Origin of the sequence: Duganella lactea (genome assembly GCF_009857505.1) — a bacterium.
Taxonomy (GTDB): Bacteria; Pseudomonadota; Gammaproteobacteria; order Burkholderiales; family Burkholderiaceae_D; genus Rugamonas; species Rugamonas lactea.
Window position 1 is genome coordinate 1 of record NZ_WWCP01000065.1, and the last position, 11,805, is coordinate 11,805.

At 65.7% G+C, this 11,805-nt stretch carries 10 protein-coding genes and 2 pseudogenes; 10 read left to right on the plus strand and 2 right to left on the minus strand.

All coding sequences use genetic code 11. From position 1 onward, the window contains the following. Positions 1-182: 182 nt before the first annotated feature. The gene (locus GTP44_RS26100) at positions 183-1,046 is read right to left on the minus strand and encodes a transporter substrate-binding domain-containing protein (RefSeq protein WP_229257094.1); all 864 of its coding nucleotides are present in this window, start codon (positions 1,044-1,046) and stop codon (positions 183-185) included. Between the two features lie 10 nt (positions 1,047-1,056). Continuing rightward, complete coding sequence (gene greB / locus GTP44_RS26105) at positions 1,057-1,626, minus strand: transcription elongation factor GreB (RefSeq protein ID WP_160992511.1); 570 nt, start codon at positions 1,624-1,626, stop codon at positions 1,057-1,059. 74 nt (positions 1,627-1,700) lie between these two features. Between greB and GTP44_RS26110 the strand changes: the two genes are divergently transcribed. From GTP44_RS26110 to GTP44_RS26150, 10 genes and pseudogenes are all read left to right on the plus strand, one after another. Then, positions 1,701-2,879 carry a sensor histidine kinase gene (locus GTP44_RS26110; protein ID WP_160992512.1) on the plus strand — a complete coding sequence of 393 codons (1,179 nt, stop codon included), beginning with the start codon at positions 1,701-1,703 and terminating at the stop codon, positions 2,877-2,879. Between the two features lie 37 nt (positions 2,880-2,916). Further along, positions 2,917-3,564, plus strand: a complete 648-nt coding sequence (locus tag GTP44_RS26115; RefSeq protein ID WP_161021703.1) for a response regulator — start codon at positions 2,917-2,919, stop codon at positions 3,562-3,564. Between the two features lie 165 nt (positions 3,565-3,729). Then, a complete protein-coding gene (locus GTP44_RS26120; protein ID WP_160992514.1) occupies positions 3,730-5,340 on the plus strand; it encodes a GGDEF domain-containing protein in 1,611 nt (536 codons plus the stop codon). 304 nt (positions 5,341-5,644) lie between these two features. After that, complete coding sequence (locus GTP44_RS26125) at positions 5,645-7,150, plus strand: flagellin N-terminal helical domain-containing protein (RefSeq protein WP_161021704.1); 1,506 nt, start codon at positions 5,645-5,647, stop codon at positions 7,148-7,150. A 93-nt stretch (positions 7,151-7,243) separates the two neighbouring features. Beyond that, positions 7,244-7,630: a flagellar protein FlaG gene (locus GTP44_RS26130; protein WP_160992516.1), complete on the plus strand. Its 387-nt coding sequence runs from the start codon at positions 7,244-7,246 to the stop codon at positions 7,628-7,630. Positions 7,631-7,667: 37 nt separating this feature from the next. Next, positions 7,668-8,165: pseudogene (locus GTP44_RS28315) on the plus strand (flagellar cap protein FliD N-terminal domain-containing protein); the annotation flags it as partial. Between the two features lie 576 nt (positions 8,166-8,741). Continuing rightward, positions 8,742-10,547 carry a flagellar filament capping protein FliD gene (gene fliD / locus GTP44_RS28320; RefSeq protein WP_371867334.1) on the plus strand — a complete coding sequence of 602 codons (1,806 nt, stop codon included), beginning with the start codon at positions 8,742-8,744 and terminating at the stop codon, positions 10,545-10,547. Positions 10,548-10,573: 26 nt separating this feature from the next. Then, positions 10,574-11,008: a flagellar export chaperone FliS gene (gene fliS / locus GTP44_RS26140; RefSeq protein WP_160992518.1), complete on the plus strand. Its 435-nt coding sequence runs from the start codon at positions 10,574-10,576 to the stop codon at positions 11,006-11,008. A 3-nt stretch (positions 11,009-11,011) separates the two neighbouring features. Continuing rightward, a complete protein-coding gene (locus tag GTP44_RS26145; RefSeq protein WP_160992519.1) occupies positions 11,012-11,341 on the plus strand; it encodes a flagellar protein FliT in 330 nt (109 codons plus the stop codon). 14 nt (positions 11,342-11,355) lie between these two features. Beyond that, positions 11,356-11,805: pseudogene (locus GTP44_RS26150) on the plus strand (flagellar hook-length control protein FliK); the annotation flags it as partial.

Sequence of the window (11,805 nt, forward strand, 5' to 3'; positions counted from 1 at the left end):
ACTTTGTGATGGCCCAAGATACCGTTCGGACTAATAAAATGAAACAGACAAGGGCGCCTATCTGACACACGGGTTCAACTACCCAAAGTCTGGTCGGCGTCACCCTGCCTGACCGTTGCCACCTCCATATTATCCGGCGATGGCGCGGTAGGTTCAATATACGAGGTCTGACACCGTTTTTTCTACCGTGGCTCGTACCAGTAGGCTTTGGTGGAGAGCGGGGTCTGCGGCGATAGCCGTGGGTTGTCCAGCTTGAAGATGCGGCGCTTGCTCAGGCCGGTCTTGGCGATCAGCCCGTCATAGAATTCGTGGAACAGCTGGTCGAAGCGGCCGTCCGCGATCAGGATGTGCATGCCATAGTCCAGCCGCTGCGCCAGCCGGCGCTGCTGACCGCCGCCGACGAAGAAGTAGCGCGGCGAGGGAATGTAGAGCGCGAAACTGCGCTCCAGTCGCAAGTTCGGGAACGCCGGCATGTAGGCGGCCTGCTCGTACGTCGCTTCGTCGATCGCCCGCGGGAAGTGCTGGAAGCGGCCCGCCGCCAGCATGCTGTGCAACCCGGCCGTGGTACTGCCGTCGACCACGTGGAAACCGGCTTCCTTGTAGGTGGCGTTCAAACTCCATTGGCGGCCGGCGCCCAGACTCATGCTTTTCAGCTGGTCCAGCGTGCGGATGGCGCTGAACAGCTCCTGGTTGCGCCCGTCGATCAACGATACCCGGTAGCAGGAAATGCCTTTGTCGACCGGGATGCGGACCGGCGTTAGCCTGGCCTCCCACTCCGGCGAGGTCACTTGCGAACTTAAATTGACCAGCTCGCCCTTGAGCATTTCCTGCAGCAGCCGGTCGCGCTCCATGCGCAACTGCGCCACGCGCACGGTGTAGGCGCCGTAGCGTGGCCGGGAAGCCTCCAGCGCCGCCGTCAGCAGTCGCATGATGTGGCTGTCGCTGCTGCCCGCTTTGCTGGAGTTGATGTCCATGATGTAGACATCGTCGGCGCGCGCGCCGCCCTGCCAGCCCAGCAGCGCCAGCATCAGCAGCGTCAGCAGCAATACGCGCCGTTTATTCAGCGATGGGTGCAGGATAACGTACCTCCAGAATGTCCAGTTCCTCCACGCCGTGCGGCGCCTGGAAGACGATGGTGTCGCCCTCGCGCGCCTTGGTCAGCGCCCGCGCCACCGGCGCCACCCAGCTGATCTTGCCGTTCAGCGGGTCGAGCTCGTCGATGCCGACGATAGTGATGGTGCGCTGCTGCCCGTGCTGATTGGCGTAGGTCACGGTGGCGCCGAAGAACACCTGGTCGCTGCCGTGGTGCACGCTCGGGTCGACAATCTGCGCCGCGTCCATGCGCTTGGTCAGGAAGCGGATGCGGCGGTCGATCTCGCGCAGCCGACGCTTGCCATAGATGTAGTCGCCGTTTTCCGAGCGGTCGCCGTTGGAGGCCGCCCAGTGGACGATTTTCACCACGTCCGGCCGCTCGACGTCGATCAATTGCAGCAGCTCGTCCTTGATGCGCTGGTAGCCCTCGGGACGGATATAATTCTTGGCGCCGGCCGGGATCGCCAACGCCAGCGCGGCGGCTTCGTCGTCGTCCTCGTCCTGCGCGCTCTCTTTGACAAATGCTTTATTCATACGGCCTATTGTAACGGCTTTCACGTATCATGCCGACCAGGGCACACCGCCGCAGACGATACAATGACATCCCCATGAGCGCCCTTCCCCCCACTCCCCCCGCCAGCCAGGCCATGGCCGATGAACTGGAACAGGTGCGCGCACGCTTCGCCGCCATCGTCTCCAACACCCCCGGCCTGGTCTACCAGTTTGTGCTGGACGCCAACGGCCAAGTCCACTTCCCCTATCTGAGCGACGGCTGCCTGGCGCTGCTCGGCCTGAGCGCCGCCGCGCTGCGCGCCGAACCTCAGCGCTTCCTGGCGCTGATCCTGGAGGTCGACCGCCAGTCGTATCTGGAGTCGATGGCGGCCTCGGCCAAAGCGCTGTGGAGCTGGAACTGGGAAGGCCGCATCTGGGTCGAGGCGTGGAAGGACGTCAAGTGGATCAATCTGCGCAGCACGCCGCACGCGCTGCCGGACGGCGCCGTCCGCTGGGACGGCATCATGACCAATATCACCGACTCCAAGCTGGAGCAACTGGAGGTGCGCCATTCGCGCGCCCGGCTGGCCGAGCTGTCGGCCCACGCCGACCGCGTCAAGGAGCAGGAACGCACCCGCATCGCGCGCGAAATCCACGACGAGCTGGGCGGCAACCTGACCGCCATCAAGATGGCGGTGGCGATGCTGGCGGCGCGGCTGGAGCACGCCGAGCCGGCGCTGCGCGAGAAAACCGACTACGTCGACGCGCTGGTCGACCGCACCATCGACGCCATTCACCGCATTTCGCTGGACCTGCGGCCGGCCGTGCTGGACCTGGGCCTGGCGGCGGCGCTGGAATGGCAGGTCAAGGAGTTCGCCCGCCAGAGCGGCATCGACAGCCACTTCAGCGCCAACCACCGCGACATCGGCCTGCACAACGATCAGGCCACCGCGCTGTTCCGCATCGCCCAGGAGGCGCTGACCAATATCGCCAAGCACGCCAACGCCAGCCGCGTCACGGTGCGCCTGGCGCGGTTGCGCCAGCACGTCAGCCTGAAAATCAGCGACAACGGCGACGGCATCGCCCAGGCCGACCGCAGCAAGCCGGCCTCGTTCGGCCTGCGCGGCATGGCCGAACGCGCGCGCGCGCTGGGCGGCACGCTGAGCCTGAGCCACGCCAGCGGCGGCGGCACCGTGGTGTCGATCAAAATTAAGCGCGAAACTGTTGGAGACAGCGGCCCGCCAGCGCCCGCTGACGCTACAATAACGGCAGAAAAAATTTCTTCTGCGAAATAATGCGGCCGAACCCGGCCGCTAAAGGGTAGACCGATTCATGACCGAAAAAGCCATCATCAAGGTCTTCATCGCCGACGATCACGCCATCGTGCGGGAAGGCTTGAAGCAAATCCTGGCCGAGACGCGCGACATCGCCGTCGCCGGCGAGGCGGAAAACGGCCTCGACGCCATCAAGCTGTTCCGCAAATCCGAGTGCCAGGTGTTGTTGCTCGATATTTCGTTGCCAGATCGCAACGGTATCGAGGTGCTCAAGCAGATCAAGAAGGACAAGCCGGAGCTGGCGGTGCTGATGCTGTCGATGCACCGCGAGGACCAGTACGCGATCCGCGCGCTCAAGGCCGGCGCGGCCGGCTATCTGACCAAGCAGAGCGCGCCGCGCGAGCTGGTGACGGCGATCCGCCAGGTGGCCGGCGGCCTCAAATACATCAGCGCGGCGCTGGCGCAGGAACTGGCCAACCACGTCGGCGACGACCACGCGGCGCCGCTGCACGAAACCCTGTCCGACCGCGAATACCAGACGCTGACCATGATCGCCTCCGGCAAGACGGTCGGCACGATCGCCAAGGAATTGTCGCTGTCGGTCAAGACCGTCAGCGAGTACCGCGCCCGCCTGCTGGTCAAGATGAAGCTCAAAAACAGCGCCGAACTGACACATTACGCAATAAAAAATCAACTCATTGAATAAGCGCGGTTAAGATAGCAAGACGGGCGGCCCGCGTTGTTGCCTAAAGAAAAATAGTTTATGCTTGGATGAAAACCACCTTTCCGCCGCTGCTCCGCGCCATTCCGGCCGCGCGGCGGGCGTATCATGGCGGTCATTGCTTATCTAGTCAGAGGTCCGCGCATCACCATGTCCAGCAAACCCACATCGCCCGAGCAAAATCCGGCCGACATCGCCCGCGAGGCGTTCCGCCGCCTGGCGCTGCGCCGCATCGCGCCGACGCCGGCCGCCTATCGCGACATTTACAACGAAATCGCCGGCCTGCCGCCGGAGCCGGCCGCCGCCGCGACAGCCGCCGCAACAACTACGGCGACGGCGGACAGCGCCGATCCCGGACCGGAAGCGCTGCTGAACCAGTTCGCCACGCGTCTCGGCGACAGCGCCGGCGAGCTGGGCGAATTCGGCCGCCGCTTTCAGCGGGCGTTCAAGACACGCGACTGGGACGGCTACGCGCGCGCGCTGTCGCAACTGGTCGAAAAACAGCTGGCGGCGCCGAAAAAAGGCATCGAGGTGGCCGGCCTGCAGGGCGAGGAAAACGCCGAGACGCGCGGCCTGCGCGATTTGCTGTCGCGCACGCTGACCTTCGCGGTGGCCTCGCTGCTGGCCGGCACGCCGGTGCTGGCGGCCGAGGCCGAATCGCTGGGCGCCGCCGCCAAACTGGCCCACAGCGAGGAGGCGCTGGCCGAGATCGCCACGCGGCTGAAACAGCTGTGCTACCAGATCGAACTGCGCGGCGGCGACAGCGGCGAGCAGCAGGAACTGCTGCTGCGCCTGTTCAGGCTGCTGCTGGAGAACGTCGGCGAACTGCTCGACGACGACAGCTGGCTGCGCGGCCAGATCGAGGCGGTGCAAAACCTGATCGCCGGCCCGCTCGACGTGCGGGCGCTGGAGGAAGCCACGCGCAGCCTGAAGGAAGTGATCTACAAGCAGGGCCAGCTCAAGCACAGCCTGGCGGACGTCAAGCTCACCGTCAAGAACATGATGATGACCTTTATCGACCGCCTCGGCCAGGTGGCCGCTTCCACCGGCGACTTCCACGAGAAGATCGGCGGCTATTCGGACAAGATCAGCAAGGCCGACAATATTTCCGAGCTCAACAGCATTCTCGACGAGGTGCTCAAGGAAACCCGCCAGGTGCAGAGCGAGGCGCTCAAGGCGCGCGACAAGATGGTGCTGGCGCAGCAGGAGGTGCAGGACGCCGAGGCGCGCATCCACACGCTGGAGGCCAAGCTGCAGCACTTGAGCGAGCTGGTGCGCGAGGACCAGCTCACAGGCAGCCTCAACCGTCGCGGCCTGGACGATGTGTTCGAGCGCGAGACCGCCCGCGCCGACCGCCGCGGCACACCGCTGTGCATCGCCGTGCTGGACCTGGACGACTTCAAGAAACTCAACGACACCTACGGCCACATCGCCGGCGACGCCGCGCTCAAGCATCTGGTCAAGATCGTCAAGGACACGCTGCGCTCGATGGATGTGATCGCCCGCTTCGGCGGCGAGGAATTCCTGATCCTGATGCCGGAAACCAGCGTCGAGGCGGCCGCGTCGACGATGACCCGGCTGCAGCGCGAGCTGACCAAGCACTTCTTCCTGCACGATAACGAGAAGGTGCTGATCACCTTCTCGGCCGGCGTGGCGCTGCGCCGCCCGCACGAGGAGCAGACCGAACTGGTCAAGCGCGCCGACAAGGCCATGTACACCGCCAAACAGACCGGCAAGAATCGGGTGGTGGTGGCCGATTAGGCCCTCCGGCCCACGCCCGCCACTCCGCACCACGCTCCGCCCGGCCCCGAGCCGGGTTTTTTTTTGCGCGAAAAAAAGTTTTTTACGCCCTAAAGTTTCGTTGATCAGCGTCGTTTAAACGCACAGCGGCGGCGAACTTGAGGCCCCAAAGCAGAAATTTAACGTATTTCCAGGCCTAAACTTTCCATATGGGAACCCGTTACCGGTAGTAACTGCGGTTTGAGTGTCACGGAACAGCGTGGCAGACCAAGGCCAACTGAGGCGCATCGCCCACACTACGTCGTACCAGTTTTGGAGAAACATCATGGCACAAGTCATCAACACCAATATTGCATCGCTGAATTCGCAACGTAACCTGACCACGTCGCAAGCCAGCCTGACCACGTCGCTGCAACGTCTGTCCTCCGGCCTGCGCATCAACAGCGCCAAGGACGACGCCGCTGGTCTGGCGATTTCCGAGCGGTTCACGTCGCAGATTCGCGGCAATCAACAGGCGGCACGTAACGCCAACGATGGCATTTCGCTGGCGCAAACGGCCGAGGGTGGCTTGAGCACCGCCGGCGACCTGCTGCAGCGTATCCGCGAACTGGCCGTGCAGTCGGCCAACGGCACCAACTCGGAATCGGACCGCAAGTCAATCCAGAACGAGGTGTCGTCGCTGTCGAAAGAACTGGACCGCGTGGCCAACACCACCCAGTTCAACGGTCAGAACGTGCTGGACGGCTCGCTGACCAACACCCAGTTCCAGGTTGGCGCCAACTCGAGCCAGACCATCAACATCGGCGTGCAGAGCGCCAAAGCGGCCGACCTGGGCAACAACACCATCAAGACCGCCGACTCCGCCGCCACCACCTCGGCCGCCTTCGCCGGCGCCACCAACCAGCAAGCGGCCGAAACGCTGGCGATCAGTTCCGGCGCCGGTATTCAGACCAGCGTGCAGGTCGCCGCCGGCGAGTCCGCCCGTTCGGCGGCCGCCAAGATCAACGCCCTCAGCAATAGCAGCGGCGTCACCGCGCAGGCCAAGACCACCGCCACCATGGGCCAGATCGGCACCGACGCCGCCGGCGCGATCGCCGACCCGACCGCCTCGCTGGCGGTGAAATTTGATCTCAAGAGCTCCAACTCGACGGCCGTGACCATTTCGTCGTCGGTCAAAAACGGTGACCTGTCGGCGCTGGCGCAGGCGATCAATGCGCAAACCGGCACCACCAACGTCACCGCCACCATCCAGGTCAACCAGACCAACGGCCAGAAGGAACTGAAGCTGGAAAATAACAACGGCGACGACATCAACATCGTGCCGGGCACCTCCAACGCGGCGATGACCGACGCGACGATCCGCGGCGCCGACGTGGCCGGCGCCGCCGGCGCCACCCAGCCGCTGAGCGCTCAAGTGACCGTCGGCGGCCGCGTCGAACTGTCGTCCGACAGCGGTTTCTCGGTCACCGGCGGCGCCACGCTGTTCGGCGCCGCCGAGGTGGGCAGCCAGCTGTCGGCGGTCGACAAGATCGACGTCAGCACCGTGGACGGCTCCAACCAGGCGCTGCTGACCATCGACTCGGCGCTGAACCAGATCAATAAAAACCGTGCCGATCTGGGTGCGATCCAGAACCGTTTCGCCTCGACCATCTCGAACCTGAACACGACCAACGAAAACCTGTCGTCCTCGCGCAGCCGCATCCAGGACACCGACTTCGCGGCGGAAACGGCCAACATGACGCGCGGCCAGATCCTGCAACAGGCCGGTACCGCGATGCTGGCGCAAGCCAACTCGCTGCCGAACGGCGTGCTGTCGCTGCTGCGTGGTTAAACCCGGAATGAGTTAGCCTGGGAACAACCTAGCGCTCTGACCTGGTTCCCCGGCTGATTTGATCAGCCGGGGATTTTTCGTAAAGGAAGCATCATGACTATCGATAGCATAGGCTCGACCACCCCGGCCCGCGGTACCGACCGCGGCCCGGCCAGTGCCGACGCCAGCGCCGCCCCCAGCGGCGCGCGCCCCCCCGCCACCGCGGTCGAGACGGCCAACGCGGTCAAGGGTAGCGCGGCGGTGCCGACACTGGCCCAGGTCAACGAGGCGGTGTCGCAACTGAACCAGTCGTCCCAGGCCAAGGCCCAGGGACTGGAGTTTTCGGTCGACAGCGACACCAAACGCACCGTGGTCAAGGTGGTCGATCAAAGTACCAAGGAAGTGCTGCGCCAGATCCCCACCCCGGAGGCGCTGGAAATCGCCAAGGCGCTGGAACGCAAATCCGGCAGCGCAGGCCTGCTGATCCAGCAGACCGCCTGACGCGGCGCGCGCACCGCGCGCCGCTTTTTTCCCCGCCATGGCATGCTGCCAGTCGGGCACGCCTTCTCAATTGCCGTCCATTAGCGCGCAATATCATTCCCGCAATATCATTCGATTCATACTGCCTGTTTTTTCAGCTTTGGGCGAACTGGCGGGTAATCGCCCCTCTCAAGTCCGGTTTGATTCTGCCGATATTGACTTATATTATTGTTTTAAACAGGAGCACAACGTGGGCATCTCCTCCGCCGGCATCGGGTCCAATCTTCCGGTCGACAGCATCATCAGCAAGCTGATGGCGGTCGAGTCGCAGCCGCTCGCCACTTTCGACAAGAAATCCGCCAGCTACCTGGCCCAGGTGTCGGCCTTCGGCAACCTGTCCGGCGCGCTGGGCACGTTCCAGTCCTCGCTGTCCAGCCTGACTTCGCTGTCGGGCTTCCAGACCATGAACACCTCGGCGGGCGACGCCACGGTATTGACCGCCACCGCCACCAGCGCCGCCAAGGCAGGCAGCTACCGCATCAATGTGGCGCAGATCGCCCAGGCGCAGACACTGGCCACCGGCGGCTTCAAAAGCACCACCGCCGCCATCGGCCTGGGCGGCAAGACCACGGTCAGCTTCGCGCTCGGCACCGTCAGCGGCGGCAGCTTCGGCCTGGCCGGCGGCCCGCTCGGCGCCAGCCTCAGCACCGGCGGCCTGACGCCGGGCGCGCTGGCGATCAACGGCACCGCCATCGCCACCGACGGCACCACCCGCAGCGCGCGCCTGCTGGCCGACGCCATCAACGCCAAAAGCACCACCACCGGTGTCTCGGCCAAGGCCGCCGAGACAGTCACCAGCGCCACGCTGTTCGGCGCCGGCGGCGCCAGCACCTTCGGCGACGTCAGCACCGCCGGCGGCGGCACTTATTCGCTGTCGGTCGGCGGCGTCCAGATCGCGCTGCAGGAGGACGGCGTGGCGGCCGGCGCCGGCGTCACCGCCGCCTCCCTCGACGCCGCGCTGAGCGGCAACACCGCCACCGCGCGCGCGCTGGCCGACGCCAACATCACCGTCAGCGGCACGGCCGCCGGCGGCGACCTGCAATTCCACAACGCCGACGGCAGCAACATCGCCATCGCCGAGGCGGTATCGGGCACGGTCAGCGGCGGCATCGGCAACAGCGGCCAGGCCAACATCGGCTCCAGCACCACGGCGGTGGCGTCGATCGCGCTGATCGCCAATGACGGCAGCCCGATCAACGTCGGCGGCAGCAATCCGGCCGGCGCCGGCCTGAGCGCCGGCATCGGCGGCGCCTACCTCGGCGCCAGCTTCAACGCCGACGCCACCCGCACCGCCGGCAACATCGTCATCGACAGCAGCAACAACACGCTGTCGGGCATCATGGACGCGATCAACAAGGGCAACTTCGGCGTCACCGCCAGCATCGTCTCGGATGGTTCGACCGGCACCGGCGCCACGCCCAACCGCCTGATCCTGACCTCCAGCGCCACCGGCCAGAGCTCGACCATGAAGATCACGCTGGCCGGCAGCGGCGGCGAGCCGCCGGACGACGCGCTGGTCAGCCTGCTCGGCTATGACCCGGGCGGGGTGCAGAACCTGAGCCAGAAGGCGGCCGCCTCGGACACCAAGGCCACCGTCAACGGCATCAACGTCACCAGTGCCAGCACCAGCATCGGCGGCGCCATCACCGGCGTGACGATCAACGCGCTGAAGGTCGGCGCCTCGACGCTGGCGGTGACCAAGGACACCGGCGGCCTGACCAACGCGGTCAACAGCTTCGTCAAGGGCTACAACGACCTCAACACGCAGATCACCGCGCTGGGCGGCTACAACACCGACACCAAGACCGGCGGCCCGCTGCTGGGCGACTCGACGCTGCGCAACCTGCAGGCGACGATCCGCGCCCAACTGTCGAGCTCGATCACCGGCCTGCAGGGCAGCGGCCTGACCAATCTGTCGCAGATCGGCGTGTCGTTCCAGAAAGACGGCTCGCTGGCGCTCGACGGCGGCAAGCTGCAAAAGGCCATCGACAACAACTACGCCGACATCGCCAGCCTGTTCGCGGCGGTCGGCCACGGCTCCGATCCGGAGGTGCAGTTCGCCAGCTCCTCGGCCAAGACCCAGGCCGGCAACTACGCCATCAACATCACCCAGCTGGCCAGCAAGGGCACGCTGACCGGCAACGTCGCGCTGCCGGCCGAGACCACCATCGCCGCCGACACCAAGTGGACCATCACGCTCAACGACACCACCCCGTCGACGCTGAGCAACACGCAATCGGTCAGCATCCCGGCCGGCACCTATAACCCGAGCCAGCTGGCGACCGCGCTGCAGTCGGCGATCAACGGCGTCAGCGCCTTTTCCAACGCCGGCGCCACGGTGGCGGTGACGGTCGACGACAGCGGCATGCTGAAGCTGGAGTCGACCCGCTATGGCGCCAAGTCCAACCTGACGGTGGTCGGCGACACCGGCACCGACATCTCGGCGCTGTTCGGCTCGGCCACGCCGGTGCAGGGCGTCGACGTCGCCGGCACTATCGGCGGCTACACCGCCACCGGCGACGGCCAGACGCTGACCGGGGCGCCGGGCGCGCCGATCGACGGCCTCAAGCTGACCATCACCGGCGACACCACCGGCCCGCGCGGCACCTTTGGTTTCTCGCAGGGCTACGCCTACCAGCTCAACACGCTGGCGACCGGCTACCTCGGCGGCAATGGCATCATCGCCGGGCGCACCAAGGGACTCAACGACACGGTCAAGGACATCACCGCGCAGCGCGACAAATTCAGCGCGCGCCTGGTCGACGTCGAGGCCCGCTATCGCAAGCAATACACGGCGCTGGACACCAGCATCGCCAGCATGAACACCACCCAGTCGTTCCTGACGCAACAGCTCGCAGCGCTGTCGGCGAACAAGTAACGCAACGTACCCACAGGAGAGAAAGTATGTTCGGATCTCGACACACTGGCGCCAACGCCTATGCCAAAGTCGGCATGGAAACCGGGGTGGTGGCCGCCAGTCCTCACAAGCTGATCGTGATGCTGTTCGACGGCGCCCTGGTGGCGCTCAACAGCGCCCTGAGCGGCATCCAGAGCGGCAATATCGGCGAGAAGGGCAAGGCGATCTCCAAGGCCATCATGATCATCGACAGCGGCCTGCGCGCCGCGCTCGACAAGAAAGCCGGCGGCGACATCGCCGAGGGGCTCGACGCGCTGTACGAATACATGAGTGGACGCCTGTTGCTGGCCAATATACACAACGACCCCGGCATCATCGAAGAGGTGCAGCGTTTGCTGACCGAGTTGCGCGACGCCTGGAACGCGATCGCCGACACCCCGGCCGCCAGCGGCCTTCCCCAACCCAACCTCGCGAGCGCCTGATTTATGATGACCAGTCAAGACGTTTTATCCGTGTACGCAGCCATGGCCGACCTGACCGAACAGATGGTGCAGGCGGCCGCCCGCAGCGACTGGGATGCGCTGACACTGCTGGAGCAGCGCTGCGCCGCCCACGTGCAGACGCTGCGCCAGCAGGAAGCGCCGCAGCCGATGCAGGGCGCCGAGCGCGAGCGCAAGATTGAACTGATCCGCCAGATGCTCAACGCCGACCGCCAGATCCGCGACCTGACCATGCCGTGGATGGCGCAGCTGTCCCGGCTGATCAACACCACCGGCACGGAACGGCGCGTCGTCAACGCCTACGGCAGCGTCTAAAGCGGGCGGGCGCCATGTTGCCGCGCCTGGACGCCAGCGTCACGCCGGTCAAGCCGGCTGACGGCGTTGGCGCCGCCGTTCCCATCGGCGATGGCCGCCAGGCCGCCTTCCAGCGCGCCATCCAGAACCTGGTCGGGCAGACCGTCAGCGCCGAGGTGATGGCCAAGCTGAAGGACGGCAGCTACCTGGTCAAGGTGGCCGACAACGCGGTGCGCATGAACCTGCCCGGCGACACCCAGGTCGGCCACCAGGTGCCGCTGACCGTGCTCAGCGCACAGCCGCGCCCCACCTTCCAGCTCGGCAACGCCGCGCCCGGCAGCGCCCCGACCGTGCTGTACACCGAAACCGCGGCCGCCGAGGGCGGCGAAGCGGCCACCCTGCCCTCGCAAGGCGCGGCGACCTACGTGCCGGGCGGCGGCAAACCGGCCAGCGGCGCGCCAGCGGCCCAGACGCCGGCACAGGCG

What these genes read in the sequence shown, in the direction of transcription:
- greB (WP_160992511.1), bottom strand. Translation starts at nt 1,626, where the DNA reads ATGAATAAAGCATTTGTCAAAGAGAGCGCGCAGGACGAGGACGACGAC.
- GTP44_RS26110 (WP_160992512.1), top strand. Translation starts at nt 1,701, where the DNA reads ATGAGCGCCCTTCCCCCCACTCCCCCCGCCAGCCAGGCCATGGCCGAT.
- GTP44_RS26115 (WP_161021703.1), top strand. Translation starts at nt 2,917, where the DNA reads ATGACCGAAAAAGCCATCATCAAGGTCTTCATCGCCGACGATCACGCC.
- GTP44_RS26120 (WP_160992514.1), top strand. Translation starts at nt 3,730, where the DNA reads ATGTCCAGCAAACCCACATCGCCCGAGCAAAATCCGGCCGACATCGCC.
- GTP44_RS26125 (WP_161021704.1), top strand. Translation starts at nt 5,645, where the DNA reads ATGGCACAAGTCATCAACACCAATATTGCATCGCTGAATTCGCAACGT.
- GTP44_RS26130 (WP_160992516.1), top strand. Translation starts at nt 7,244, where the DNA reads ATGACTATCGATAGCATAGGCTCGACCACCCCGGCCCGCGGTACCGAC.
- fliS (WP_160992518.1), top strand. Translation starts at nt 10,574, where the DNA reads ATGTTCGGATCTCGACACACTGGCGCCAACGCCTATGCCAAAGTCGGC.
- GTP44_RS26145 (WP_160992519.1), top strand. Translation starts at nt 11,012, where the DNA reads ATGATGACCAGTCAAGACGTTTTATCCGTGTACGCAGCCATGGCCGAC.